Raw genomic sequence first — 26,995 nt, forward strand, 5'->3', positions numbered from 1 at the left:
CGCCGCGCGCCGTCCTCTACTTACCCTCCCGAGCGCCGGGCTCGGCCCGGCCGAGCTGGCGGACCCGATCCTGCAGTGCCGAGGCGATGCGGAGTTCGCGGGTTTCGCCCTCCCCCTCGGCGTCCAGGGTCTCTGCAGTCACCGGCGCGCCGATCCGAATCGTGATGCGACCCGGCCGCGGAAACCGCTTGCCGATGGGCATGGCCTGATCCGTCCCCTCGATGGAGACCGGAATCGCCGGTACCGGTTGCGCCTGCAGCAGGAGCCCGACCCCGGGCTGGAACGGCTGCAGCGTGCCGTCCGGTGAGCGCCGTCCCTCGGGGAACCACACCAGCCCGTAACCATCCTGCAGCGCTTTGGCCCCAAGGGCGAGACTACCCCGCGGGCCGGTATGCGGGTCGATGGGGAGCACCAGACACGCCCGGCTGATCACGCGCACCCACCGGTTGGAGAACAGCAGGCCGGTCCAGCCACCCCAGCGTACGCGGGTGATCCGCGCGTAAGGCATGACCGAACCCAATGCCGGCGGATCCAGGGCGCTCAGGTGGTTGGGTACCAGCAGCACGGGCTCGCGATCGGGCAGGTGCTCCCGGCCTTCGACGTGTACCCGGGCGTACATCCGGAACAACACCTGGTCGATCCCGAAACAGATCGCGCCGAGCCACCGCTCAAACCGGGTTCGCGGGGCCATCCAGCGCTGCTGTTGGTCGCTGAGCATGGCCTCGGGGTCGCGGAGCTGCTCGACCAGCCCCCGCCCCCGAGCGCCGTCGGGCTTAAACTGTGCGGCCTCGGCGGCCTCCCGGAGCAGATCGCGGACGGTCTCGATCCGGCCGAGGGCCTCCTCCTCCAGGGCCACGCCGACGCTCGAGCGCAGCTCCAGGGTCAGGTCGACCCAACCCAACGAGTCGAGCCCAAGATCGAGGCGCAGATTGGTGTCCGGAGTCAGGCGCACCCGCGGGTAGCGATGCACCAGGCCGTCCCAAACCCGACGGGCGGTGGGGATCTGCAGCAACTGCTGATCCTCGACCGCCATCCGCTCCTCGGGGATCGGTCCCGTCTCGGCTGTTGCAGCCCCGTCCCCGAGGGCTTCGAAGAGCTCGCGCAGCTTGTGCCGACGCAGCTTGCCCAAACGGGTCCGGGGCAGCGGGTCGGAGCTGATCCGATAGATACTGATCTGGTGATGGCTCGGCAGCACGCCGGCCGCCTCGTGCAGCGCCTGGTTCAGGCGCTGCCGCACCTGCTCGTCGTCGAGGTCTCGTATCGCCTGGGGATCCGCGAAGAGCACCGCAGCAAGCCGGCCGTCGTGCTCCAGCACACCGGCATCACGGATGGCCTCCGCCCCGATCAGCGCACTTTCCACCCGCTCCGGGTCGATATTCTCGCCCCCGCCGAGGACGATCATCTCGGAGGCACGGCCCTCCAGGTGCAGATACCCGTCCTCATCGAACCAGCCCAGATCGCCGGTGCGGTAGAACCCGTCCTCGGTAAACACCTCGGCGCTTTTCTCCGGCAGCTGCCAATAGCCCTGGAAGACGTTGTCTCCACGGGCCAGGACTTCGCCGGTGCGCGCCCCCGGCTCGACCGAATCGATGCGCAAATCCACGCCGGGCAATGGCAGGCCGGCCGCCTCCAGGCGCAGGCGATCCGGCGGGTTGTAGGTCAGGATCGGCGAGGTCTCCGTGAGGCCGTAGCCGGTGGCCACCTCCCAGCCCAGGTCCCGCAGTCGCTCACCGATGGCCGGACTCAGCGGCGCGCCACCTGCGACCACCATGCGTACCGAAGGCGCCATGCGCTGATGCAGCCCGCGGAACAACCGCCGACCCAGAGGCCAGCCCAGGCGATGGCGGGCGCCCCGGGAGATCCACAGCATGCCCTCGAAGAGCCGTTCGGCCCGAGCACCGCGCTCGGCGATGCGGCCACGGATCGCCGCATCCAGCGCTTCGTAGAGCCGAGGCACGCCAAGGATGATGGTGGCATCCCCCTCGCGTAGGGCGCGCACGATCTGCGGCCCGAGTACCGAATACGGCAGGACGATACTCGCCCCCAGGGCCAGCGGGGTAATGAGCCCCAGCGTGAACGGGTAGACGTGGTGGTAGGGCAGCGGGACGAAGATCCGGTCGTCCCGGTGCGCTAACTCCTGGCCGAGCAAGGCGTTGAGATTGGCGGTGATGTTGCCGTGGGTCAGCGGTACCCCTTTGGGCATGCCGGTGGTGCCCGAGGTGTAGAACAGCGTGGCCTGATCGTCCGGGGTGACCTCCGGCTGCGCAGCATCGGTCGGCTCACGCAACCAGTCGCGCCAACTCTGCCCGGTTCCCGCCGGTTCATCGAGACGGACCGTCTCCAGCGGATGGTCGAGCTCCAGCCCTTCGAGCCGGCGCGCCGCCTCGCCGGCGGTGAAGACGCGGTGGGCGCCACTGTCCCCCAGGGCGTGGATCAGCTCCGCGCGTGGCATCTGAGTATCCAGGGGGGTAACGACCGCGCCGGCATCGAGGATGGCCAGGCAGGCGATCACCCACTCGGCACTGTTCGGGGCGAACAGGACCACCCGCTCGCCGCGGCTGACACCGGACTCCATCAGACCAGCGCTCAGTTGCCGCGCGAGCCCGGCGACCTCCTGGTAATCCCAGCAGTCGAGGTCATCCCGATCCAGTGCCCGAACGGCGTCGCGCCCCGCCCCCTCATCCAGCCGGCGCACCAGCGTCTGAAGCGTCTGCAGTTCTTCGCTCACGCTCCCTCCTGTCCTGCGTTGGCAGGGCGTTTGGTCGAGTCGCAGCCCCGAGCCTGATACCATGTTCAGCTTCGATGGCAACCCTGACCGTTGAGAATGGCCGCTATTAACCAGGAACCGACCCGTATTCGAGAGATTCCCTATAACTATACGTCCTTCTCCGACCGTGAGATCGTGGTCCGTTTCCTCGGCGAGGAGACCTGGGACCTGCTCAACGAGCTGCGAGGCGAGCGTCGCACCGGGATCTCGGCGCGCATGCTCTTCGAGGTCCTCGGCGATCTCTGGGTTGTCTCCCGTAATCCTTACATCCAGGACGACCTGATCAACACCCCCAAGCGGCTGCGCGCGCTGGTCAGCTCCATGCACCACCGCGTCGACCAGATCTTCGCGCGCGCCAATGGCAACCAGAAGGGCATCGATCTGGGTGAGCGCGCCCGTCGGGCCGTCCAGGAGTTCGAGCAGCACTACCGTCGTCAGCGCCAGCGCCGGCAGCGCATCAAGCGCCGCCTTGCGCGCTTCACGCGCAGCGACAACATCTGCTTCGACGGGCTCTCGCGCGTCTCCCACGCCACCGACGCGACGGACTGGCGCGTCGAAATCCCCTTCCTCGTCCTGACTCCGGACACCGAGGAGGAGATCGCCCCGCTGGTAGCAACCTGCATCGAAGAGGGTCTGACCATCATCCCCCGCGGTGGCGGCACCGGGTACACCGGTGGCGCCGTGCCGCTCGATGGCGACTCGGCGGTCATCAACACCGAGAAGCTCGACGCCATCTCCCCCGTCGAAGAGGTCGACCTCCCCGGGGTCGATACCCCGGTGAGCACCATCCACGTCGGTGCCGGCGCCGTGACCCGCCGGGTCAGCGAGCGAGCCGAGGCCCACGGCCGCGTCTTTGCCGTGGATCCGACCTCCCAGGACGCCTCGACCATCGGCGGCAACATCTCCATGAACGCCGGCGGCAAGAAGGCGGTGCTTTGGGGGACGACCCTCGACAACATCGTCTCCTACCGCATGATCACCGCCGAGGCCAAGTGGATCGAGGTGGAGCGCCTCGACCACAACCTGGGCAAGCTCGACGATCTCGATACCGTGCGCTTCCGGGTCACCCGGTATGCCCGCGATGGGCAGACCCAGGAGGGCGAGCCGGAGATCCTCAGCTTCTCGGGCACCTCGTTCCGCAAACCGGGGCTCGGCAAGGACGTGACCGACAAATTCCTCGGCGGCCTGCCCGGGGTCCAGAAGGAAGGGTGCGACGGGCTCATCACCTCGGCCCGCATGCTCGTCCACCGCATGCCTGAACACCAGCGCACCGTATGCCTGGAGTTCTACGGCGACGACCTCCACGAGGCCGTTCCGGCGATCACGGAGATCCGCGACGACCTGCTCGCCGACGAACAAGTGGCGCTTGCCGGGCTCGAGCACCTCGACGAACGCTACATCCAGGCCGTGGACTATTCGCCCAAGGCCAATCGCAGCGAAATCCCCAAGATGATTCTCCTCGCCGACCTGGCCAGTGATCATCCGGACGCCGTCGGCGAGGCGGCCTCGCGCATCGTGCGACTGGCCAATCAGCGCAACGGCGAAGGCTTCATTGCGGTCTCGGAGGAAGCCCAGCGGCGATTCTGGGCCGAGCGCTCGCGTACCGCGGCCATCGCCTCGCACACCAACGCGTTCAAGATCAACGAGGACGTCGTCATCCCGCTGGAGCGCCTGGCCGAGTACACCGAAGGCGTCGAGCGCATCAACGTCGAGCAGTCCATGCGCAACAAACTCGCCATGCTCAGCGAGCTACTGGACTATCTCGGCGGCGACATGCCTGAGGTCCGTCAGGTCAAGGACTTTGAGGACAGCGAGGAAGGCGATCGAATCCTCGCCGACAAGAAGGCGGCGGCGCGGGATCACCTGAGCCAGGTCCGAGAACGCTGGCAACAGATCCTCGAGGCCTTTGACGCCGCGGCCGCCGACCGGGACGATCTGCTCGACGATACCGCCCGGGCGGACCTTCGCGCCGGGGATCGGATCATCGACCTGCTGCTGCGCCGCAGTCTGCGCATCTCCTACCGGCGCGAGGTGGAGCGTCCCCTGGAGGAGTTCTTCAAGGGGCGCGATCTGCAGCCGGTGCGGGCCCGCTTCACCGAGATCCACGACCGCGTCCTGCGCAGCCGGCTGTTCGTCGCCCTACACATGCACGCCGGCGATGGCAACGTGCACACCAACATCCCGGTCAACTCCGGCGATTACGGCATGATGCGCGAGGCCGAGCGCATCGTGGATCGCATCATGGAGCTGGCGCAGTCCCTGGGTGGCGTGATCACCGGCGAGCACGGCGTCGGCCTGACCAAGATGCAGTACCTGGACCCGGAGCAGGTCCAGCGTTTCGCTGAGTTCATCGACCGGGTCGACCCGGAGGGACGGTTCAACCGCGGCAAGCTCATGCCGGGTTCCGGGCTCGAGAACGCCTATACGCCCTCCCTGTTCCTGGTGGAGGAAGAGGCGCTGATCCTCGAGGAGAGCGAGCTCGGTGAGCTCAACCGCGATATCAAGGACTGCCTGCGCTGCGGCAAGTGCAAGCCGGTGTGCAGCACCCACGTGCCGCGGGCCAACCTGCTCTATTCGCCGCGCAACAAGATCCTCGCGGCGGGGCTGATCATCGAGGCCTTCCTCTACGAGGAGCAGACACGGCGCGGACTGTCGTTGCGCCACTTCGACGTCATGAACGACGTGGCGGATCACTGCACCATCTGCCACAAGTGCCTCAAGCCCTGCCCCGTGAACATCGACTTCGGTGATGTCACCATCCGCCTGCGCGACATCCTGCAGCGGCGCAAGCAGCGTCGGACGCGGCTGCAGACGCGGGTGGCGATGGGCTTCCTGAACCTCACCGATCCGCGCCTGATCAAGGCCCTGCGCCTCGGCATGGCGCGCTTCGGGTTCGCGGCGCAACGCCAGGTATCCCAAGGCCTGAGGCGGATGGGCGTCTTCCCGCTCAAGCGGCGCCCGGGCAGCACCACGGAACGCTCGAGCATCCCCGCTCAGGCCGTGCACTTCCTGGAGAAGCCGATGCCGGCCGCAGTGCCGCCGCAGGGCATGCGCCAGATCCTCGGCGCCGAGGAGTCGGATCACATCCCGATCATCCGGGACCCGCAACGGACCGATGAAAACAGCGAGGCGGTGTTCTACTTCCCGGGCTGTGGCCCCGAACGGCTGTTCAGTCAGGTCGGGATGGCAACCCTGGCGATGCTTCACGACTCCGGCGTCAAGACGGTGCTGCCCCCCGGCTATCTGTGCTGCGGCTACCCCCAGCATGCCGGCGGGTACATCGACCGGGCTAAGGAGATCACTACGGCCAACCGGGTCCTCCTCCACCGCGTGGCCAACACCCTGAACTACATGGACATCCAGACGGTGGTGGTCTCTTGCGGCACCTGCATCAGCCAGCTTGAGCTCTACGAGTTCAACCGGATCTTCCCGGGGTGCCGACTGATCGACATCCACGAGTTCCTGCTGGAAAAGGGCTATCGACTGGAGGGCAGTAAAGAGACGCAGTACCTCTATCACGACCCCTGCCACCCGTCGATCAAGACGCAGAACCCCACGGGGGTGGCCTCGGAGCTGATGGGGCAACCGGTTCAGCTCTCCGATCGCTGCTGCGGTGAGTCGGGCATCTTCGCCGTATCGCGCCCGGACATCTCCAGCCAGGTGCGCCACCGCAAGCAGGAGGAGATCCGCCAGGGCGTGCAGTCCCTGACCGGAGCGGCGCGTGCCGAGGACGGCAACGTGCGCATGCTGACCACCTGCCCCTCCTGCCTGCAGGGATTGTCGCGCTATCGCGAGGACACCGGTGTCGAGGCCGACTACATCGTCACCGAGATGGCGCGGGAGCTCCTCGGCGAGGACTGGCAGGAGCGCTTCACGGAGCAAGCGCGTAAGGGCAGTCTGGAGAAGGTGCTGCTGTAAGGTCAGCACCACACAGGGGGCGCAGGGATGATGGAGCTACTCGACGAGTTGCTATGGCGATCCGGCACCTGGGTGCATGGGCATGTGCACGACATCGCCCTAGCGCTGATCGCCACGCTGCTCGTCGTCTATGGCAGCAGCATCAACCGGTTCGTCGCCCGCCCCCTGCGCCCCTACCCCTGGCTGATGCGCGTCGGCGCCTTTGTCCTGATGTGCGCGTTCGGCTACGGTCTGGTCACAGTGTGGGTCACGCCGCTGCTTGCCGAAGCCCTGCTCTACATCGAGACCCGTTACCTAGGGGTGGCCGTCATCGGCGCCTTCCTGGTGATCGGCTGGCTGGCCGAGCGCCGGAACCAGATCTGAAGGCGCCCCAGCGGCTATACGACATATGGAGACCTACCATGCTGATCCTGCTCCTGGGCCTGATCCTCTTCCTGGGCACCCACTCGGTCCGCGTCGTCGCCGACGACTGGCGTTCCAACCAGATTGCCGCGTACGGCGAAATCCCCTGGAAGACCGCCTACTCGGCGCTGTCGCTTGTGGGCCTGATCATCGCCATCTACGGCTACGGGCTGACCCGCGTCGATGCCGTCTGGGTGTGGATGCCGCCGAACTGGACGGCCCACCTGATGGCGCTGGTGATGATCCCGGCGTTCATCCTGCTCTTTTCCGCCTACGGGCCGGCCAATCGCATCCGCAACGCGGTCGGTCACCCGATGCTCCTGGCCGTGGCCCTCTGGGCGCTGGCCCACCTGATGGCCAACGGGCGGCTGGGCGATCTGGTCTTCTTCGGCGCCTTCCTGGCGTGGGCCTCGGTCACCTTCGTCGCGGCACGCGAGCGTGATCGGCGGCAGGCTGCGTCCCCCACCCCGGCTCAGCGCTGGGGTAACGCCTGGGCCATTGGCGGCGGGCTGATCGGCTACATCGTCTTCGCCCTGTTCTTGCACATTCCGATCACCGGGGTCCCGGCCTACGCCTCGTAAGCCTGGCCGGCACCGGGCTGCTCCCCGCCCAAGCATCCGGGACCTATCCCACGGTGCCTCCGGCAGCCCGCGACCACGCCTTGGGGAACAGGCTGACCATCGCGCCGTTGCGGTACATACCGATACCGATGGTATGGCCGCGGTGGCGCAGCACTACGTGCCCCCCCTCGCGCAGCCCGCTGCCACGCTCCGGCCCCAGCAGCAGCGGCTCACGACGGAAAAACGCGTAGACCTCGGCCCGCTCCAACTCCAGCACCGCTCCCCGGGCGTGGTGTCCCAGCGCCATGACCCCAGCCGTGGACGGCTTCGGAGGCCGGGTCTGGGCCCGCACGGCAGGGATGCCGCTGCGCACGACCGGGATTCCGCCCGCTGCGGTGTGATCCGCCGCCACGACCTTGGCGTACTTGCTGCCCTCAAAGAACGCGGTCAGTCCATCGAGCACCTCAGCCGACACCCCGAGCTCATCCTCAAAGGTCTGCAGCAAGGTGCGGGCGCGCGGCTCTTCCGGCAGGGGTAGCGGGTCCTCCGACTGGCTGCTCCCGTCGTCGACACGCCGCAGTAGGGCCACGAAAAACCCGCCGGTGTCGTTGTGGTGGGGCCAGAGGCGGCCACAGGCGGCCATGTCGGCGCCGAAGTCGACTCCGTCCCACGCCTCCAGTCCCGGGCTCAGCTGCAGGCCGGCGACCCGCGCAGGGATCAACTCGAACGCCCCGGAACAACGGGCCAGCGCCGCGGCGACCACGGCCTCGTTCTCCTCCGGAGCGAAGGTGCATGTCGAGTAGACCACGGTGCCCCCGGGGCGGGTCAGCGCCATGCCGCGCAGCAACAGGCGCTGCTGCCGCTGGACAAGCCGCTGGCGGAACGCAGGGGACGTCGGCTCGGCCGCCGTGGCCGTCTTACGGAAGGTACCCTCGCAGCTGCACGGTGCGTCGACCACGACCTTATCGAAACGCCCGGCGGCCCAAGGCATGCCCTGGCCATCGCGGACGGTCTGCGAGACATTGACCACCCCGTGGCGCTTCACCGCCTGCCCCAGCGCGCCCAGCCGACCCGCGCTTGCATCGTTGGCGACCACGGTGCCCCGATTACCCAGGGCATCCGCCACCTGGACGGTCTTGTTCCCCGGCGCCGCGCACAGATCGAGGACTCGCTCACCCGGCCGGGGATCGAGCAGCTGCACAGGAAGGAGCGAGGCCGCCTCCTGGATCTGGTAGAGGCCGGCGATGGCGCCCCAGTGGTGCCCGGGGCGAAACCCTCCGTCCACGAGCAAGGCATCCCCCTGCCAGCCCAGCGGGCGGGGATCCCAACCCTCATCACGCAGCAGCTTGTCCAACTCATCCCGGGTGAGGCGAGTCGTGTTGGCGCGCAGACACGGGCTCAGGGGGCGTTGCAGCGCGTCGCAGAACGCCTGCCAATCGTCGATCACCGCTCGATAACGCGTGTAGGCGCTCTCCCCGCGAGCGAGATCCTCGGGCGGCTGGTATCGCTCTCGTCGGGCCACGATCCCTCCAGGAAAAACGCCACAGTTTAACCCCGCCGGGATGGTCCCGACACGGTCTCCCCTCCCTCGACGGTCCAACACCCCTCCAGATTGTGAGAAACTCTGCTGGGGGGAATGGCTGATCCACGACGGTCGCCCCAAAGCATGGACCGGGGCTGTATCAGGAGGGCCAGGATGCGACGAGGAGGGGATTACGGGCGGCCATCGGTTATCCCCGGCAGCATCGCAGGTCGATACCCCGTCGGCGGGCAGACCTGGCTGGCGGCACTTGATGCCATCGAGGTGCCGATCTTCATCCACGACGCCGAACACCGGGTCATCGAGGCCAACCGGGCCTACTACCAGCAGGCTGGCCTGGCCCCCGAGGAGATCCTCGGCCGCCCCTACTATGAGATCTTCCCCCTGTGCGACGGTCCCCTACCCGGCTGCCGTCACGGACTCCAGGCCGCTCACCCCGAGGGCGACGAAGCCTCCCCAACAAGCAGCGAGGCGGTGGAGGAGTACTTCACCACCGATGCTGGCCATACCTTCCTGTCGCGTTCTTTCACCGTCCATGATGAGGATGGTGCCTACCGGCACTCAGTGCACATCCTCGAGAACATCACCCGGCGCCGCCGTGCCGAACAGGACCAGAAGCGGATCCACCAGGCGCTGCTTGAGCGGGAGGAGCAGCTCCACCGGCTGTTCGAGAACATGACTGAGGGCGTCTTGGTGGTCACGCCCGACGGTACTGTGCGTTACGCCAACCCGAGTGCTGCGAACCTCTTTGCCCGGGACAGTACGGCCTTGATTGGCGCGGTGATCGGCCTGCCGATCGGTGGACCGGATGCTCAGGAGATCGGGCTGCGCAGCCCCGCTGGGGAACTGCGTACCGTAGAGATGCGCGTACGCGAGATCCGCTGGCACGAACAACCGGCGCATCTGCTCAACCTGCGGGACGTCACCGAGCGTAAGCACATCGAGACCGAACTGCGCCGAGCCGCCATCGTCTTCGAAGAGGCCCATGAAGCGATCCTGGTCACCGATGCGGAGCAGCGCGTCATTACGGCCAACCCCGCCTTCACCGAGATGACCGGTTACACCGAGCAGGAGGTCCTTGGCAAGGACCTGGCACTGCTCCGGTCGGGGTTCCACGACGAGTCGTTCTATACGGCCATTGACGACGCCCTGGCCAAGCAGGGCTACTGGACCGGCGAGATGTGGAACCGCTGCCGGGACGGCACCACCTTCGCCACCCTGGTCACGGTGCGCGCGATCTACGACGACGCCGGGCACCTCACGCACTACCTGGCGGTTCTGGCCGACATCTCCCGCCTGAAGGAGTACCAGAGCCAGCTTGAGCGGATCATGCACTCCGATCCGCTCACCGGCCTGCCCAACCGGCTGGTCTTCCAGGACCGTCTCCATCAGGCGCTGGTAGCCAACCAGAAACAGACCGGATTCTTCGCGGTCCTCTCCCTCGACCTGAACGATCTCAAGGCGATCAATTACAGCCTCGGACATGCGGTGGGCGATGCCATCCTGCAGCAGCTGGCCGAGCGGCTGCGCAACGCGCTCTGTGAGGAGCACACCGTGGCGCGCCTGGGCGGGGATGAATTCGGTGTTCTACTCCTCGGCGTCCGCGACGCCAGCGAGGTCGCAGCGATTACCGAGGACCTGAGCAAGGGGCTCGATGAACCCTTTCAGATCGCCGATCGAGCGATCCCCATCGCAGCGAGCATCGGCATTGCCGTCTACCCCGAACAAGATGCCGGCGCGGCGGATCTCTTCCAGCAGGCCAACGCCGCCATGCACCAGGCCAAGCGCGAGGGTGTGAGTTACCGCTTCTTCAGTGAGGACCTCACCGAACAGGCCCGGGAACGGGTTCAGCTCGGCAGCGAACTCCGCGAGGCGCTCAACCAGGGTGCTCTGGAACTGCACTACCAGCCCCAGATCGACCTGAGCAGCGGCGCCTGGGTCGGTTTGGAGGCCCTGATCCGCTGGCACCATCCGGTTCAGGGGTGGATCAGCCCGGAGCGGTTCATCCCGGTGGCCGAACGCATCGGCCTGGTGACCACACTGGGCGCCTGGGTCCTAGAGCAGGCCTGCCGACAGGGGCGCATCTGGCTGGATGCCGGCTTCGAATTCGGCCGTCTGGGGGTCAACTTTGCCGCCCCCGAACTGAGTGCCCCCGACCTGGCCGAGCGCGTGCTGGCGGCATTGGATCGGGCCCGGCTGCCCGCACGATATCTGGAGATCGAGGTGACGGAGCGCCTTCTGGTGGATCCGGATCCGGAGGTGATTCAGCAGTTGCAGCTACTCCGCAATCACGGGGTCACCGTGGCCCTGGATGACTTCGGAACCGGGTACTCGGCTCTGAGCTATCTCCGCGACCTGCCGGTGGATCGACTGAAGATCGACCGGAGCTTCGTCGACGGCCTGCCCGACGACGAACGCACCCTGGCCATCGCTCAGGCCATCGCCGGTCTCGGTCGGAACCTCGGCTTCACCATCATCGCCGAGGGCGTCGAGACGCCCGCCCAGCGCGAGGCACTAATCGGGATCGGCTGCCCCTGGGCCCAGGGTTTCCTGTTCGGCCGTCCCGCCCCCGTCGCCGGCATCGAGGCGCTCGCCCCGCACTTCCCCCGTACCGACACCGAGGGCGGTCACAGTCGAGGGGGTGGTGACGCCGGTCGCGCGAAGTAGAACCCCTGGACCAGATCGATCCCCGCTGCGCGCAGCCACTCGAACTCCTCCCGCTCCTCGATCCCCTCCCCGACGGTGGTGATCCCCAGATTGCGGGCCATGCTGACCATCGCCTCGACGATGGTGGCCTGACCAGGGTTGTGGTGTACGTGCCGAATCAGCTCGCGGTCGATCTTAACGAAATCCGGCTCCAGGTCCTTGAGCAAGTTCAGGGACCCGTAGCCGGCACCGAGATCGTCCAGGGCGATGCGGAAGCCGCCCTGCCGATACTCATCGACGATGTGGCGCAGGTGGCGATGATCGGTGATCGCCTCGCTTTCCACCACCTCAAACACGATGCGGCGCGGATCCAGGCCGAGCTTCTCTACAGCCCCCACGGTGGTCCGCAGGCAGAAAGCCGGGTCGTAGATGGCCGTGGGCCGGAAGTTGATGAACAGATTCTCCTGGACCCCCTGGGCGTGGCTATCGCGGATCGCCGCCACGCGCGCCAGACGATCGAGGTAGAACTCCAGATCAGCCAGCTCCGCTGCCCGGAACATCGACCCGGGCGGGATCGTCCCCCCGTCGGCATCGACCCCGCGCATCAGGCACTCGTAGGCGTAGACGCGCTGCGCCTCCCGCGCCTCGACGATGGGCTGGTAGTGGATCTGCACCCGCTCGCTGCGGATCGTATCCAGCAGCCAATCATGCTCGGCACGCGCCACCCAGGTGGATAGCGGGCGGGCCTGGAACAACGATCCGGCATCGAACGCCGCGCCCTGCTCCATGAAGACGGCGGAGCCCGCGGCCATCTCCGGCTCGCTCATCAGCGGCTCCAGGGCAGCGAGCAGCGCCGGCAGGGACTGTGCCGGCACCTCGACCCCCATGACCCCCGCAGCGGGGAAGCGGATCCGCCAGCCCGCATCACCCAGATGCACGTAAACACGGTCCCGCGTGTGCTGCAGCGGCGGAGCCAGGTAGAACGTCCCCGGCGCTTCGCTGAGATCCGGCAGTTCCGGGCTACCGGGGCAAATGGTCGGGACTTCGATGGTCATCGCTGCGCTGTTCTCCCTCGACCGCAGAGGCTCCTCACTGCGGCGGGCAAAGCCCCGCCGTGCCGCAGTGCTTTTGATCCTCAGCGTAATGCATTGTCCCGGCGAGTCCCATAGGCCGATCGTGGGTTCTGGCACAATAGCGTGTGTCCACCACGACTCGGAGCCGCTTATGGACGAACCGCACAAGGTGTCCACCGGTATCGCCGGGCTCGACGAGATCCTCGACAGCTTGCGCCTCGGGGACAACGTCGTCTGGCGCGTGGAGGATCTGGACGACTATCGAGCCTTTCTGCAACCTTTCGTGGATACCGCCCGGGACCAGGGGCGCGCCATCATCTACCTGCGCTACGGGCAACACGCCCCGTTGCTGGAGCCGGACTCCGGGGTGCGCGTGGTGGAGATCGATGCCCGCGGGGGGTTCGAGGCCTTCACCAGTCGCGTCTACCAACTAATTACCGACTACGGCCGCGGCGCCTTCTACGTCTGCGACTGCCTGACCGATCTGCTCCAGGCGTGGACCACCGACTACATGGTGGGCAACTTCTTCCGCGTCATCTGCCCGTACCTGTTTGAGCTGGATACGGTCGCCTACTTCGCCCTGCGCCCGCACAGCCATTCCCACGGCACCCTGGCGCGCATCCGCGAGACCACCCAGGTACTGATTGACGTACGGCGAGCCGGAGAGGAAGTCCACATCCAGCCGGTCAAGGTCTGGCAGCGCCACTCGCCAACCATGTTCCTGCCCCACCGGCAGCGGGACGAACGGTTCGTACCCGTCACCGACAGCAGCGACGCGACGCGGTTGCAGGACTGGCTGGAACGCCAACACTCGGAGGACAGCCAGCGTCGTCTGCTCGACTACTGGGATCGCCTGTTCCTCGCCGCTGAGGAGCAGCTGCATCACCCCCGGACGGAACCGCAACACCGGGCCATCCTCGAGGAGCTACTCACTGCGCTGATCGGCCACGACCCGCAGCTTCTAGGCCTGGCCCGGCAGTACCTCGATCTCGACGACCTGCTCGCTGTGCGCTCCCGGATGATCGGCAGCGGCTTTATCGGTGGCAAGGCCGTGGGCATGCTCCTGGCCCGGAACATCCTGCTGACCGAGGATGCTCCGCGCTGGCAGGTGGCACTGGAGCCCCACGACTCCTTCTACCTCGGCTCCGACGCCTACTACGCCTACCTGGTCCACAACGGCTGGTGGCCGAGGCTGATGCGTCAGCGCACCGAAGCCGGATACTTCGTGGAGGGGCGCGCCCTTCACCAGACCATGCTCCACGGCGAGATGCCCCCGGAGATCCGCCCGGAACTAGAGCGCATGCTCGACCACTTCGGGCAGTACCCGATCCTGGTGCGCTCGAGCAGCCTGCTTGAGGACGGCTTCGGCAACGCCTTCGCCGGCAAGTACGAGAGTGTCTTCTGCGTCAACCAAGGGAGCCCGGAGCAGCGCTTGGCCGAGCTCGAGGACGCCATCCGCCGCGTATACGCCTCGACCCTCTCCGAAGATGCCCTGGTGTATCGCCGTCAGCGGGGGCTAGACCGGCTGGAGGAACCGATGGCCCTGCTCATGCAGCGGGTCAACGGCCGCTACCACCGCCACTTCTACCTCCCCGATGCGGCCGGGGTGGGGGTCTCGCGCAATCCCTTCGTTTGGGATCCCGGGCTCGATCCGCGGGCGGGCATGCTGCGGCTGGTGATGGGGCTCGGCACCCGGGCCGTGGATCGCATCGGCACCGATCACGCCTGTGTCGTCGCCCTGGACCAGCCCCACCGTCGTCCCTTCCGCGACCGGGACGATCTCTACCGCTTCTCCCAGCACGAGGTCGACTGCCTGGACGTCAACGCCAACGCCCTCGCCTCTCTGCCCTTGCGGGAGCTCGTTGCCGCCGTCGACGACCTGCCGCTGGAGCGGCTTGGAGAACTGGACCGGACAGCCACCCAGCGGGCCCGCGAACTCGGCGACGGCACCCCGGTCTGGCGCTTGACCTTTACCCCCCTGCTGCGCAGCCCGGAGTTCGTCGCCCGGGCCGCCGCAATGCTGCGGACCCTCGAATCCGCCTACTGCCACCCGGTGGACATCGAGTTTACGGTACACCTAGACGAGGCAGGCACACCGTCCTTCAACCTGGTGCAGTGCCGCCCGCTACCCACCCGCGGCGAAGGAGCCCTGGCTCCTCTGCCCGAGTCCGTACCCGAAGAACAGCTATTCCTACACAGCGAGGGGCACTTCATGGGCGGGAACCTGGATCTTCACCCAGGCCACGTGCTGCGGGTCGACGGCGACCGCTACGCCGCCCTCGGCCGGGAAGAAAAGCACCAAGTGGCGACTCTGATCGGCGCGCTCACCCGCGCGTTAGCCGACGAGGAGCCAGCCGCGCCGATCGTCCTGATCGGCCCCGGCCGATGGGGGACCAGCAGTCCGGAGTTGGGCGTCCCCGTGGGCTTCGCCGACATTAGCCGGGTGGCGGTGCTCGCCGAGGTGGCGGAGATGGGCAGTGAGGTCGTGCCGGATCTCTCCTTCGGATCCCACTTCTTCCAGGATCTGATCGAATCCGGGATCGCCTACGTGGCCCTGTTCCCGGGCCAGGCCGGCAGCACCTATCGGCCACAGTGGCTGGCGGAGGGGCCGGCTTGGGCCGCCGACACCCCACGCCATCAGGGCGCCCCCGACGAGGTGGCGGCGACAGTGGAGCACTTCCGGATTCAGCCCGGGGCCCTCCGCCTCGCCGCCGATCTCGTCGAGCAGCGCCTCTATGCCTATCAGCCCTAGATCAGCCCCATGGCGACCATGGCGTTGCTGACCTTGATAAAGCCGGTGATGTTGGCACCGGTGACGTAGTCCCCAGGGACGCCGAACTCGTCGGCGGTCTCGTAGCAGTTGCGGTGGATGTCTACCATGATCTCGTGCAACCGCTCCTCCGTGTGCTCGAAGGTCCAGGAGTCGCGGCTGGCGTTTTGCTGCATCTCCAGGGCGCTGGTGGCCACCCCGCCGGCGTTGGCCGCCTTGCCCGGGCCGTAGGCGATCTTCGCCTCCTGGAACATGCGCACCGCCTCCGGCGTGCACGGCATGTTGGCGCCCTCGGCCAGCGCGGTGCAGCCGTTGTTCAGCAGCTCTCGCGCATCCTTGCCGCTGAGCTCGTTCTGCGTCGCACACGGCAGCGCCACGTCACACGGCAACGTCCAGATGTTGCCGTCCTCGACGAACCGGGCCTTGGGCCGCTCGTCGGCGTAGACGGAGATGCGCCGACGCTCCACCTCCTTGATGCGCTGGATGCGCTCCAGGTCGATGCCGTCCTCGTCGACGACGATGCCACTCGAATCGGAGCAGGCGATGACCTTGCCGCCCAGCTTGCGGATCTTGTCCATGGCGTAGATCGCCACGTTGCCCGAGCCGGAAACCACACACGTCTTGCCCTCAAGGTCCTCACCGCGCGCCTTGAGCATCTCCTGCAGGAAGTAGACGGTGCCGTAGCCGGTCGCTTCCTTGCGGGCGCGGCTGCCGCCCCAGCTCAGCCCCTTGCCGGTGAATACCCCGGACTCGTAGCGGTTGGTGATCCGCTTGTACTGGCCGAACAGGTAGCCTACCTCCCGCTGACCGACGCCGATATCCCCGGCCGGCACGTCAGTGTATTCGCCCAGATACCGATAGAGCTCGGTCATCAGGCTCTGGCAGAAGCGCATGATCTCGTCATCCGAGCGGCCTTTCGGGTCGAAGTCACTGCCGCCCTTGCCGCCACCGATAGGCATGCCGGTGATGGCGTTCTTGAACACCTGCTCGAAGCCGAGGAACTTGATGATGCCCAGGTACACCGAGGGGTGGAAACGCATGCCGCCCTTGTAGGGGCCCATGGCGCTGTTGAACTCCACCCGGAAGGCGCGGTTGATGTGGATCTCGCCGTTATCGTCCTGCCACGGTACCCGGAAGATGATCTGCCGCTCCGGCTCGCAGATCCGCTGAATGATCTTGTGGTCTGCGAACTCCGGATACTTGCTCATCACCGGACCGAGGGTCTCGAGGACCTCGTGAACCGCCTGATGGAACTCACTCTCGCCGGGATTGCGGCGGACGACATCCTGATAGATCGGTTCCAGTTTCTCGTCGAGCCGTGCGGTCATCTTCTTCTCCGTCTTGTCAGTGCCCCGGCGAACCGCGCGTTCCCCGGCGGACAATATCTCGTCTCCGGCGGGTGCCCGCAGGAAAGCGGCACCCGCCAACAGGATCACAGGCGCGGGAAGTCTGCACTAAAAACGGACCCGTGTGCACCATCCCGGTGCCACGGCGGCGGCCTCCGTGCGGCATACGGTGGCCGTTGAGCAGCTCAGACGCCGCGAATTGCGCCTGCCATCCGCTCGATGCCGGCGAGGGTGAAGACCAGAATAATCAGGATGATCAGCAGTGCCACCGACCAAGTCAGTACACGCCCCCAGAACGTGCCCTCAAGAATCTCTCGCAAGCGGCCCATAACGATACCCAATCTCTCGCGACCACGGTCTCGGCCTCATCGAGAGTTTGATGCAGCTTGCTCCCGCTCGTTCCTGGCTGCGACATCAAGCCGTGGGCAGCTTTGCCACGTCACTTTTGGCCCCCCGACGGTCCCTTGCCGCACATGTCCGCGATCGCGCAGATCCCGCACCCCCCATGCCCCGAGCCGTCGCCCTCCTGCGGGGCGCCCGGCCCGATCTCCGGGTGACGGCGCGCAAAACGCTGCGCCGCGCCCTGAACGCCGACCCAGCCGACCACCAGCGCAAAGATGACCAGAGAGGCCACAACGTAGGTTCCCATCGGTCACCCTCCGAGTCCGGCGAAGCCCATGAACGCCAGGGACAGCACCCCGGCCAACATCAGGCTCATCGCCGCGCCGCGGGCCACTGAAGGCACGTCGGACAGATCGACCTGCTCACGTAGACCCGCCATCAGCACGATCGCCAGGATGAAGCCAGCGCCGGCGCCCAGGCTGTAGGTCAACGACTGCAGGAAGTTGTACTCATAGCTGGTCTGGAACAGCGCCACACCCAGGATCGCGCAGTTCGTCGTGATCAACGGCAGGAAGATGCCCAGCGCCCGGTAGAGGGGCGGGCTGAACTTCTTCACGAACATCTCCACCAGCTGCACCGCCGACGCGATGACCGCGATGTAGGCGATCAGGCTCAGGAACTCGAGCTCGAAATAGCCCAGCACGATGTTGATGCCGTAGGCGGCCAGCGACGCGATCAGCATGACGAAGGCACTCGCCACGCCCATCGGGAAGGCCGTGCCCAGTTTGCCCGAAACGCCCAGGATCGGGCAGATCCCAAGGAACAGGGCGAGCACGAAGTTGTTGATGATCGCCGCGTTGAGGAAGATGTAACTTAGGGAATCAGCGTCCATCGGCGGTCGCCTCCTTACCGGCAGCGGCGCGTTGGTTCTGGCGCTCCTTGATCCAGGCAAAGAGCAGCAGCCAGCCGGCGAGCACGAAGAACCCCCCCGGCGGCAGCAGCATGATCACCCAGGGCTCGAAGCGATCGGCGAAGACCTGGATGCCCAGGATCTCCCCCGCCCCGAGGAGTTCACGCACGGTACCGAGACAGAGCAGTGCCAGCGTGAAACCGGCGCCAACGCCGAGCGCGTCGACCAGCGTCTTGCCCAGCGGCTTGCGCGACGCGAACGCCTCGGCCCGGCCGAGGATCATGCAGTTGGCGACGATCAACTGAATGAACGCCCCGAGGGCATTGTAGATATCCAGGCTGATCGCCTGGATCGCGTAATCCACCACCGTGACGAAGCTCGCGATGATCACGATGTAGGAGGCAATGCGCACCTCCTTGGGGATGAAATCGCGCAGGACGGAGACCAGGCCGGTGGAGCAGACCAGCACGAAGGTCGTCGCAAGCCCCATCGCCAGCGCGTTCTCGGTGGTGTTGGTCACGGCCAGCACCGGGCACATCCCCAGCAGCATCACGAAGACGGGGTTCTCCCGCCAGACACCACTGAGGAAGGTGTCCATGGTGATCGGTTCTTGCTCGCGCTTAGCAGCCATCACTCATTCCTTTCCAGCTCGGACCAGTGCCCCTGGAGCTGCGGCAGTCGCTCGTTCGCGCTCCGGTGCAACATGTCCCCAATGGCTTCGGCAGAGACGGTGGCCCCGGTGATGCCGTCGATATCGCCGGGATCCTCGCGCTCACCCGGGCCGACCGTGCGGATGCCGTGCTTCAGCCCGGTACCGTCTTCGTTGAGCGAGGCGTCCAGTCCCTCGATACTGCCCAGAAAGTCCGGATCGGTCTCGATCCGATCTCCCAGACCCGGGGTCTCCTGGCTCTCCAGCACCGACATGCCGACGATGCACTCGCAGGAGGGATCGTAGCCGTAGAGGATGCGGATGACGTCCGCATACCCCCGTCCCGAAGCCTCCATGGCCACCCCCGCCAGGTCGCCATCCGCGGTGTAGCCGACGTGGATGATCGGGCCTCGCTCCTGGGCTTCCTCCTTGGGGACCGGGCCGTCTTCAGTCAGCACGAAATCACGCCGCTCCGCGGCCCCCGGGATGACATCGAAGACCGCCTGCTGCAGGGCGCGTTCGTGGTTATCGGCAATGATCGGCCGCGTCCACTCCACGACACTCACCACCAGCAACCCGGCGAACAGGGCGATCGCCCCCAGGGTTGCGATCAGGCGCAGGCTGGAGGTCGGTGCCGGCGGCTGCACGGTTTGCGATTGCGAGGCCTCGCTCATCACCCCCTCCTCTTGCGCAGGCCGTACATTCGGGGCTGGGCGATACGTTCGATCAGCGGCACGGCGGCGTTACCGAGCAGAATCGCGTACATCACCCCCTCGGGCAGGCCACCGAAGAAGCGGATGATCACCGTCAGGAAACCGATCAGGATGCCGTAGATCCAGATCCCTGCCGGCGTCACCGGCGACGAAGACATGTCACTGGCCATGAAGAAGGCGCCGAGCATCAGCGCACCGGAGGCCAGCACGAATAGCGGATCGGGGTAAGTCGCCGGATCCAGGGCGTAGAACACCCCGGCCGTTGCCGCCGCACTGCCCAGGACCGAGACCGGCACCCGCCAGTTCACCGCCCCACGCAGGACCAGGAACAGCCCACAGGCCAGGACCAGCAGAGCGGAGGTCTCACCAGCCGAGCCGGCGATGGTCCCAGCGAGCAGATCCCAGGTCTCGGTGGCGATGCCCCCTTCAAACTTCCACTCGGCCAGCGGGGTCGCGGTCGTGTAGGCGTCCACCGAGGCAGGCGTAGTGAACGGCGCGGCCAGCGTCGACGGCAGGAACTCGGTGAAGCGCTCGGACAGCCCGGCCTGCGTCCAGGTCGAGGACGCCTCCGGAAACGCCGCCGCAGCGAAGGCACGGCCGAGCAGCGCCGGATTGAACGGGTTGTAGCCCAACCCACCGAACAGCGCCTTGCCCAGAGCAATCGCCACGAACGCCGAAACCGCCGCCATCCACAATGGGAAGGCCGGGGGCAACGTCAGGGCCAGCAGTAGGCCGGTGATCACCGCACTGTAATCGCCGATGGTGCTCGGGCGACCCGACATGCGGTTGAACAGCTGCTCGGTGAGCACGGCGGTCACTGTGCTCACCACCAGCAGCGCGGCGACACTGATGCCGAACTGGTAGACCGAGAAGGCACACACCGGCAACAACGCCAGCACCACCGAGCGCATGATGCGCTCGACGCTGTCCGGCGCCTTGATGTGTGGCGAGGTCTTGATCTCGATACGCGGGCCCATTACGACGCTCGCTCCCAATTCAGAGACTTGGCGATCCGGAAGTACTGCACCAACGGGATGTTCGACGGGCAAACGTAGCTGCAGCAGCCGCACTCGAAGCAGTCATTGAGGTGGAAACGCTCCTCCATGACGGCGTACTGCCGCTTGGCTGCCAGGCGGCCTAATTCCGCCGGGTTGAGCCCCACCGGACAGACTTCCACGCAGCGCCCGCAGCGAATGCAGGGCTGGGTCGGCGGCTGCTCAGACTCGTCACCGGCGCCTTCAGGTAGCACCAGCACCCCGGAGACCCCCTTGGTGATCGGCACATCGAGGAAGGCCACCGTGTTCCCCATCATCGGTCCACCGAGGATGATTCGACTGGGGTCATCCCCTTCGAACCCGACTTCCTCGAGCAGGTAGCGCAGCGGCGTGCCGACGGGCACCCGATAATTGCCCGGACGCTCTACCCCGGGACCGGCCACCGTGATCACCCGCTCGATGAGACCCTCACCGCGCGGGAGCAGGTAACCGAGTTGCGCCATGGTGCCGATGTTGTTGACCACCGCGCCGATCTCGTACGGCAGCCCGCCCGAGGGAACCTCTCGGTCGAGCAGGGCCTTGATCAGCATCTTCTCGGACCCCTGGGGGTACTTGGACTTGAGCTGAACCACCCGTATGGCGTCCTCGCCGGCGACCGCTGCCTGTAGGGCAGCAACGGCATCGGGCTTGTTGTCCTCGACCCCGATCACCGCCTCGGGTGCGCCGACGGCTCGCATGGCCAGCCGCACACCGTCAATGATCGAGTCGGTGGCCTCGACCATTAACCGGTGGTCGGCGCTGAGGAACGGCTCGCATTCACAGCCGTTGACCACCAGGGTGTCGACGGTGTAACCCTCCGGGACGGCGAACTTCAGATGGGTGGGGAACGATGCTCCGCCCTGCCCGACGATCCCGGCATCCCGAATCGCCTCGACCAGCTCCTCGCCCGACAGCGCCTCCAGGGTCCGCTCACGGCTCCAGCGCACAACCTGGCTATCCCCTGGCGCCGTGCGCAGGAGGATCGCTTCGGTCTTCGGGCCGCGGGCGGTAGGCATCAGCTCGATCCCCTCCACCGTCCCGGTCACCGGGGCGTGGATGGGCACCGATGGCCAGCCATCGGCCTCGGCGATCGGCTCGCCGCGGACCACCTCCTGCCCGCGGGTCACCAGCGGCCGTGCCGGACGCCCGAAGTGCTGCGTCAGCGGCAGCACCATGCGGGGGGCAAAGGACAGACGCCGGATGGCCTGTTTGCGGGTCTGATCCTTGCGCCCCGGGGGTTCGATCCCCCGGGGGAAGGTCAGTCCGCCCAGAAAGGACAGCACACTCATGGTCAGTTGAACTTCTCTGCCCGCTTGATGAGCTTGTCGATCCCGGGCTCATTGGGGTCGAACGGCGTCCCGGGGTGGATCGCGAACGAGGCACACTTCTCGGCCGCACGGACGATGTCCTTGAACGACGCGCCCTTGGGATCCTTCACCACGACCTGCTTGTTGTCGTCGTAGGCAAAAACCCCGGGGGCGATGTCGATGCAGTCGTCGCACGCCGTGCACTCGTTACTCTCCACCCAGACCGGATCGTGCGCCGGGGCGGGAGCCGCCTCGGCAGCCGCCCCGCCGTCGGCCGACTCACCGCCCGCGTCTGCCGACCCCGCGGAACTCGGAGCCGCCAGGGCGCCGGCCAGCTGACTGGAGTCCTCGCCGCTAGCCATGGAGACCAGCGCCGCACTGATCCGCTGCGCCATCTCCTGACGCGTCCGGGCGGCCACGGCCTGCTCGTCGACCTGCTCACGATCCAGGCCGAGCAGCCCCTTGAGCTGATGCCAGAAGTCACGTCGCTCCTCGGTGGAGCGGACCAGCTCCTCGGAGACGATGACCCGGACCAAACGGTTCTGCTTGTCGACCGCCCAGATGTACGGGAACAGCCCCTCGCGGTCCGCCTCCTCGAGCTCCAGCAGGTCCGTCAGCGGGATCATGTCGTCGTTCCACTTCTCCGGCGGCACCTGCTTGAAGTGCTTACGGAAGCGACCCTCGGTCAGCGCAAAGTCGGCAAAGGTCATGGGCAATTCCATGCTCTGCTCCGCACCGTCCTCGTCGAGGTAGTTGAGGGTGTACGTCGGCCAGTCCTGCTCGATCTCGGGGTTGCCCTCGAGATCACTGCACTCGCGGAACGTCGTGCCGCGGTCCGGGTTGTACCGGAACAGCGGGTAGGCCCGGCCGTCCACCGCCATGCGCGACTGCATGAAGGCCACATCGTCCCCCACGCCGTGCTCCGGCGGGCAAACGGCGTAGACGTTGAACACGGCCGGACGGCGGGTATTGAGCCCCTCGATGAAGCTCTCGAGCAGGTGGGTCACATTGGCGATGGTCCCCTGGGCGACGTAACTCGTCCGGTGGGCCATGCCGATCAGGCTGATCTCCTTGCGGATCTCGTTCTTACCCTTCCAGGCCTTGCCGTAGGGCGCCATGTCCGAGACCTGGCTGATGAAGCCCGAGGTGCACGCCTGGCCACCGGTGTTCGAGTAGACCTGGGTGTCGAGCACCAGCACCTTGACCGGCTTGCCGGACATCATGGCCCGCGACAGGTTCTGGAAACCGATGTCGTACATGGCACCGTCACCGCCCAGGCTGACCACCGGCGGGCACAGTGCATACTCCTCGTCGGTGAAGTCCTCCCAGTTGAACTGCGCGAAGAAGGCGTCGTGCTCTGTCGGGTCGTACTTGCCGGAGAGCTCCAGCTCGGCCATGCGGATCGCCTTGAAGCCGTCTGCCATCTTCGACATGTGCCCTTCGAAGATGCCGATGGCCATCGACGGGCTGTCCTGGAACAGGTGACTGGTCCACGGGAACGGATAGGGGTTGTACGGATAGGTGCTCCCCCAGACCGAAGTGCAGCCCGTGGCGTTGATCACGCCCATATGGGTCCGGCCGCGTCCGGTCGGGCCCTCGGTGTAGCGCCAGCGCAGATCCTTCAGCCGGGCCAGCACGTCGGTGGCCCACTTCAGCCAGTCCGGGTCCACAGTCTGGCTGCCCCGCCCCTCGTCCAGCGTGCCGGACAAGCGCGAGAGTGTCAGATCACGGTCCGCGTGCTGCTGGATCGCCTCATGCACGGCCTGCACGTCGGAGATATCCATCCCCTCGGCGAGCTTCAGGCGGATGTGCTGCTCCAGCCGGGCGATCAGGTCGTCGAGCTTCTTGACGTGATCCTTGACCCGCGGCTGCATCAGGGCCGAGACCGTGGAGGTGAACAGGTGCACCGCGGTCTTCTCGCCGCAGCCCAGGCAGGCACCGTCACCGGAGTTCAGCGACTCGTAGTTGGTCTTGTCGAGCAGCAGGGTCTCCAGCGCGCCGATGCCTTCGTCGAGGTCATCGATCCGGATGTAGTCCTTGCTGGTGCTCGGTAGATCGAGCCAGAAGTCCCAGTTGCGCCGCATGCGATCGACGTCGTCCTGGGTCTGCGTGACGGCCTCCAGCGCGCCTTCGTCACAGATCCGAACGCACTCCATACACCCTTTACAGGTGTACGGGTTGACGGCCAGCGAGAACAGACCGCCACTACCGGGGCTGCGCTTCTCCTGGGCGGAGAAGAACGGCTTGGTCGCGGCGAACTGAAAGTCCCCGATCTGCTCACGCAACGACGCCAGCTCCCGCTCCAGGCGCTCCCTGTCGCCGCCGTCCAGCGTGCTTTCGGTCAGCAGTCCCTGGATGGCACCGTCGAGCTCGGCGTGGAAATCGGCCTCGTCGCCGGCCTCCAGCAGCGCGCTGCGCAGACGTTTCTCGAGGTCGCGCACCGCCCGGCGCAGGTGACGCGTCGGCTGCGTCTTCTCGATCCGCCGCACGGCGGTGTCGAAGATCTCCCCGATGGTGTTGACCAGCCCCGGCAGGGCCGTATCCGGGCAGACCGCGTAGCAGTCACCGCAGGCGGTGCACTTCGCCGGATCCCAGGCCGGGTACTCGAACCGCACCTGGGTCATGTCGCGATAGATCGCCGTGGAGGCCGGGATCAGCGACTGCGCCATGAACGGATCGGCCAGGTTGTCGCTGCCCTGACCGGCCACATAGAAGCTGCCCGTCTGCTCCCAGAACCTGTGGATATCCGAGCGCGCATCCTCGGACTTGGGCAGCCGCTTGAGCATCGTCGGCATCTCCGGCATGGCCCGCTGCTGCGGGGGGGCCGATGCCACGGCGCCGCTGAGCGTCTTGTCGGTGATCTCCACCAGTTCGTCGAAGCCACGGCGCACGACACGGAGGTTGTCCTCCACCACGCGGCGCCCCTTGCTACCGAACTTCTGCTCCAGCTGCTCCTCGATGGCACGGAAGAGTGAGTCACGTGTCAGGCCGCGGCGCGACATCAGCGGCGAAGAGGCAAAGAAAGCCCCCTGGAACGCGATGCCCTGCATGCGGAACTGCAGATCCGCGTCGGAAGCCTCGTCGCGGGCGATCTGGAAAGCGTCCAGGTAGTAGACGTGGATCTCGTTCTCGACGATGTACTGCTGCGCCTGCGCCGGAAAGCTCTCCCAGACCGCCTGCGGCGAATCCAGGTTCGACTGGATGACGAACGTCCCGCCCTTAGCCAGTCCGGCCAGCGGGTTCGAGTGGTCGAAGACGTTCGGGTCCGGCGACAGGACCACCTCGACCTCCTTGAGCTCGCTGCTGACCCGGATCGGCTCCGGCGCGGCGGCCAGGTAGTAGGTCGTCGGCTGCCCCTTCTTCTCGGAGCCGTACTTCGGGTTCGCCTTGATGTGGAAGTCGAGCAGGTCGAAGAGCGTCATGGCCAGGTTCTTGCCCGTGGTCATGGCGCCCCAGCCGCCGACAGAGTGCAGGCGCGCGGTGATCGCCTCGTTGGGCATCAGGCTCGGGTTCTCCGAGCCACGCAGGGCCATCTTCTCGATCCCGGGGTAGGCCTCCTGCAGGTTCTGCTGATGAACCTCCTGGGTGGGCGTCGCCGGGTTGGGGCGGACGAAGTCCACCGAGAGATAGAAGAAGGTCTGCTGTGGCCCATCACCGAGCATGTTCTCGACGGCGGCGATCAGCCCTTCGGGTTGCAGATCGCGCGAGCCCAGCCCGTAGGCGCCGGAGTAGATCCGCGGCATATCCCCGCCGCCGAAGGACGGATAATCCGGATACGGTTGGCCCTCGCCGGCGATCCGGTTCTCCAGGCACTTGGTCAGTGCCGCCCGGGTCTCACGGGCCAGGGGCAGATCCTCGGCCAGCGGCTGGTCCGTGCGCTCGAGCACGGCGACGCCCTTGCGCCCCTTGAGCAGGTGGGCCAGATCAGCGCCCGGGAACGGACGGAACATGGTCAGGTTGACCACGCCCACCGGGATGCCGCGCGTATCCCGCAGGTAGTCGGCCACTGCCTCGGCCGTGGCCACCATGCTGCCTTGACCGACGATGACGTACTCGGCGTCGTCCATCCGGTAGCCGGAGACCCGGTTGTAGCGCCGGCCGGTCAGCTGGGCGAACTCCTCCATGCAGGCATCGGCGATCTCGGGCAGGTGGGCGTAGAAGTACGGCCGCTGGGCCGCCACCTGCTGCATGTAGGCGTCCTGGTTCTGCACCGAGCCGGAGAGCATGGGGTTGTCAACGTCCCAGATGGCAGGAATGCGCCGGCGCTGATCGCCGTAGAGCATCCGCTGCGCCGGGGTCGGGCAGTCGATGATGTCGTCAGCGCTGCCCAGGAACTCCTGGATCAGCTCCCGCTCGGGGATGCGCAGCGACTCGATCAGGTGGGTGGTCAGGAAGCCGTCCTGGCCGACGATGCCGGGGTTGAGCCCCAGCTCGGCAATCTTGTGGGCGATGATGTTCAGGTCCGCCGCCTCCTGGGCGTTCTTGGCGAAGACCTGGAAGAAGCCGGTGTCGTCCACGCAGTGGTAGTCGTCGTGACCGGCGTGGACATTGAGCGCGCCCTTGGTGATGGCGCGACAGCCCATGTTGAGGATGTAGGGCAGCCGCTTACCGGCGGCGGCGTAGAGCGATTCGTGCATGAATGCTACGCCCTGCGCCGACGAGAAGTTGATCGCCCGCAGTCCCGTCATGGACAGCCCTGCGGTCATCGCCGCAGCGGCGTGTTCGGACTCCGGCTCGATGAAGATCAGCGAGCGCCCGGAGACATTGATGTGCCCCTTGGAGACCTCCTCGGCCCACATCTCACCCATGTCCGTGGACGGGGTGATCGGATAGGCGCCGGCGGCATCCGAGGATTCGCGCTCACACTGGATCACGGCGCTGTTGCCGTCCATCGCTCCGCGAATCCCCTGATACTTCATCAGGTCCTGCGACGTCGTGCGCTTGAAAAGCATATCGCCTCCCCTAAATTGCCCGGCCCGCTCAAAGGCCGGTACTCATTTCGAAATCTGTATCCCTGC

17 protein-coding genes are annotated in these 26,995 nt (G+C 66.6%); 5 read left to right on the forward strand and 12 right to left on the reverse strand.

The features are described from left to right. Positions 1-16 precede the first annotated feature (16 nt). Positions 17-2,728 carry an AMP-binding protein gene (locus HHAL_RS00280; protein ID WP_011812870.1) on the reverse strand — a complete coding sequence of 904 codons (2,712 nt, stop codon included), beginning with the start codon at positions 2,726-2,728 and terminating at the stop codon, positions 17-19. Positions 2,729-2,824: 96 nt separating this feature from the next. On the opposite strand from HHAL_RS00280, the gene HHAL_RS00285 reads away from it, so the two are divergent. From HHAL_RS00285 to HHAL_RS00295, 3 genes are read left to right on the forward strand one after another with little or no spacing between them, the layout of a single operon-like run. Further along, complete coding sequence (locus HHAL_RS00285) at positions 2,825-6,685, forward strand: DUF3683 domain-containing protein (protein ID WP_011812871.1); 3,861 nt, start codon at positions 2,825-2,827, stop codon at positions 6,683-6,685. A gap of 27 nt (positions 6,686-6,712) precedes the next feature. Beyond that, positions 6,713-7,048 (forward strand): DUF3392 domain-containing protein, encoded by a 336-nt coding sequence (locus HHAL_RS00290; RefSeq protein ID WP_011812872.1) that lies wholly within the window; start codon positions 6,713-6,715, stop codon positions 7,046-7,048. A 38-nt stretch (positions 7,049-7,086) separates the two neighbouring features. After that, complete coding sequence (locus tag HHAL_RS00295; RefSeq protein ID WP_011812873.1) at positions 7,087-7,668, forward strand: NnrU family protein; 582 nt, start codon at positions 7,087-7,089, stop codon at positions 7,666-7,668. Positions 7,669-7,711: 43 nt separating this feature from the next. Here HHAL_RS00295 and HHAL_RS12355 read toward each other — a convergent pair whose 3' ends face one another. Then, a complete protein-coding gene (locus HHAL_RS12355; RefSeq protein ID WP_011812874.1) occupies positions 7,712-9,169 on the reverse strand; it encodes an RsmB/NOP family class I SAM-dependent RNA methyltransferase in 1,458 nt (485 codons plus the stop codon). A gap of 174 nt (positions 9,170-9,343) precedes the next feature. Here HHAL_RS12355 and HHAL_RS00305 point away from each other — a divergent pair, with 174 nt between their 5' ends. Further along, positions 9,344-11,854 (forward strand): sensor domain-containing protein, encoded by a 2,511-nt coding sequence (locus HHAL_RS00305; protein WP_011812875.1) that lies wholly within the window; start codon positions 9,344-9,346, stop codon positions 11,852-11,854. Here the strand turns inward: HHAL_RS00305 and HHAL_RS00310 are convergent. After that, complete coding sequence (locus HHAL_RS00310; RefSeq protein WP_011812876.1) at positions 11,815-12,888, reverse strand: EAL domain-containing protein; 1,074 nt, start codon at positions 12,886-12,888, stop codon at positions 11,815-11,817. The genes HHAL_RS00305 and HHAL_RS00310 overlap by 40 nt on opposite strands. Before the next feature lie 169 nt (positions 12,889-13,057). Between HHAL_RS00310 and HHAL_RS00315 the strand changes: the two genes are divergently transcribed. Then, positions 13,058-15,658 (forward strand): PEP/pyruvate-binding domain-containing protein, encoded by a 2,601-nt coding sequence (locus tag HHAL_RS00315; RefSeq protein WP_011812877.1) that lies wholly within the window; start codon positions 13,058-13,060, stop codon positions 15,656-15,658. On the opposite strand, the gene gdhA is transcribed toward HHAL_RS00315, so the two are convergent. The 9 genes from gdhA to HHAL_RS00355 form a co-directional block, all read right to left on the reverse strand. Further along, complete coding sequence (gene gdhA / locus HHAL_RS00320; RefSeq protein WP_011812878.1) at positions 15,655-17,004, reverse strand: NADP-specific glutamate dehydrogenase; 1,350 nt, start codon at positions 17,002-17,004, stop codon at positions 15,655-15,657. The two genes, HHAL_RS00315 and gdhA, sit on opposite strands and share 4 nt — an antisense overlap. A 203-nt stretch (positions 17,005-17,207) precedes the next feature. After that, a complete protein-coding gene (locus HHAL_RS13480) occupies positions 17,208-17,351 on the reverse strand; it encodes a hypothetical protein (RefSeq protein ID WP_222702532.1) in 144 nt (47 codons plus the stop codon). Between the two features lie 110 nt (positions 17,352-17,461). Next, positions 17,462-17,671, reverse strand: a complete 210-nt coding sequence (locus HHAL_RS00325) for a hypothetical protein (protein ID WP_041594980.1) — start codon at positions 17,669-17,671, stop codon at positions 17,462-17,464. Between the two features lie 3 nt (positions 17,672-17,674). Then, positions 17,675-18,256, reverse strand: a complete 582-nt coding sequence (locus tag HHAL_RS00330; protein ID WP_011812879.1) for an electron transport complex protein RnfA — start codon at positions 18,254-18,256, stop codon at positions 17,675-17,677. Next, positions 18,246-18,905 (reverse strand): electron transport complex subunit RsxE, encoded by a 660-nt coding sequence (gene rsxE, locus HHAL_RS00335; RefSeq protein WP_011812880.1) that lies wholly within the window; start codon positions 18,903-18,905, stop codon positions 18,246-18,248. Before rsxE ends, HHAL_RS00330 begins: the two co-directional genes overlap by 11 nt. Next, complete coding sequence (locus HHAL_RS00340; RefSeq protein ID WP_011812881.1) at positions 18,905-19,597, reverse strand: RnfABCDGE type electron transport complex subunit G; 693 nt, start codon at positions 19,595-19,597, stop codon at positions 18,905-18,907. The genes rsxE and HHAL_RS00340 overlap by 1 nt, the downstream gene beginning before the upstream one ends. Continuing rightward, positions 19,597-20,613: an RnfABCDGE type electron transport complex subunit D gene (locus HHAL_RS00345; RefSeq protein WP_011812882.1), complete on the reverse strand. Its 1,017-nt coding sequence runs from the start codon at positions 20,611-20,613 to the stop codon at positions 19,597-19,599. The genes HHAL_RS00340 and HHAL_RS00345 overlap by 1 nt, the downstream gene beginning before the upstream one ends. Continuing rightward, positions 20,613-21,959, reverse strand: a complete 1,347-nt coding sequence (rsxC, locus tag HHAL_RS00350; protein WP_011812883.1) for an electron transport complex subunit RsxC — start codon at positions 21,957-21,959, stop codon at positions 20,613-20,615. The genes HHAL_RS00345 and rsxC overlap by 1 nt, the downstream gene beginning before the upstream one ends. 2 nt (positions 21,960-21,961) lie before the next feature. Further along, a complete protein-coding gene (locus HHAL_RS00355; RefSeq protein ID WP_011812884.1) occupies positions 21,962-26,929 on the reverse strand; it encodes a 2-oxoacid:acceptor oxidoreductase family protein in 4,968 nt (1,655 codons plus the stop codon). Positions 26,930-26,995: the final 66 nt, after the last annotated feature.

It is taken from the genome of Halorhodospira halophila SL1 (assembly GCF_000015585.1).
GTDB classification, from domain to species: Bacteria; Pseudomonadota; Gammaproteobacteria; order Nitrococcales; family Halorhodospiraceae; genus Halorhodospira; species Halorhodospira halophila.

What these genes read in the sequence shown, in the direction of transcription:
- HHAL_RS00285 (WP_011812871.1), top strand. Translation starts at nt 2,825, where the DNA reads ATGGCCGCTATTAACCAGGAACCGACCCGTATTCGAGAGATTCCCTAT.
- HHAL_RS00290 (WP_011812872.1), top strand. Translation starts at nt 6,713, where the DNA reads ATGATGGAGCTACTCGACGAGTTGCTATGGCGATCCGGCACCTGGGTG.
- HHAL_RS00295 (WP_011812873.1), top strand. Translation starts at nt 7,087, where the DNA reads ATGCTGATCCTGCTCCTGGGCCTGATCCTCTTCCTGGGCACCCACTCG.
- HHAL_RS00305 (WP_011812875.1), top strand. Translation starts at nt 9,344, where the DNA reads ATGCGACGAGGAGGGGATTACGGGCGGCCATCGGTTATCCCCGGCAGC.
- HHAL_RS00310 (WP_011812876.1), bottom strand. Translation starts at nt 12,888, where the DNA reads ATGACCATCGAAGTCCCGACCATTTGCCCCGGTAGCCCGGAACTGCCG.
- HHAL_RS00315 (WP_011812877.1), top strand. Translation starts at nt 13,058, where the DNA reads ATGGACGAACCGCACAAGGTGTCCACCGGTATCGCCGGGCTCGACGAG.
- gdhA (WP_011812878.1), bottom strand. Translation starts at nt 17,004, where the DNA reads ATGACCGCACGGCTCGACGAGAAACTGGAACCGATCTATCAGGATGTC.
- HHAL_RS13480 (WP_222702532.1), bottom strand. Translation starts at nt 17,351, where the DNA reads ATGGGCCGCTTGCGAGAGATTCTTGAGGGCACGTTCTGGGGGCGTGTA.
- HHAL_RS00325 (WP_041594980.1), bottom strand. Translation starts at nt 17,671, where the DNA reads ATGGGAACCTACGTTGTGGCCTCTCTGGTCATCTTTGCGCTGGTGGTC.
- HHAL_RS00330 (WP_011812879.1), bottom strand. Translation starts at nt 18,256, where the DNA reads ATGGACGCTGATTCCCTAAGTTACATCTTCCTCAACGCGGCGATCATC.
- rsxE (WP_011812880.1), bottom strand. Translation starts at nt 18,905, where the DNA reads ATGGCTGCTAAGCGCGAGCAAGAACCGATCACCATGGACACCTTCCTC.
- HHAL_RS00340 (WP_011812881.1), bottom strand. Translation starts at nt 19,597, where the DNA reads ATGAGCGAGGCCTCGCAATCGCAAACCGTGCAGCCGCCGGCACCGACC.
- HHAL_RS00345 (WP_011812882.1), bottom strand. Translation starts at nt 20,613, where the DNA reads ATGGGCCCGCGTATCGAGATCAAGACCTCGCCACACATCAAGGCGCCG.
- rsxC (WP_011812883.1), bottom strand. Translation starts at nt 21,959, where the DNA reads ATGAGTGTGCTGTCCTTTCTGGGCGGACTGACCTTCCCCCGGGGGATC.
- HHAL_RS00355 (WP_011812884.1), bottom strand. Translation starts at nt 26,929, where the DNA reads ATGCTTTTCAAGCGCACGACGTCGCAGGACCTGATGAAGTATCAGGGG.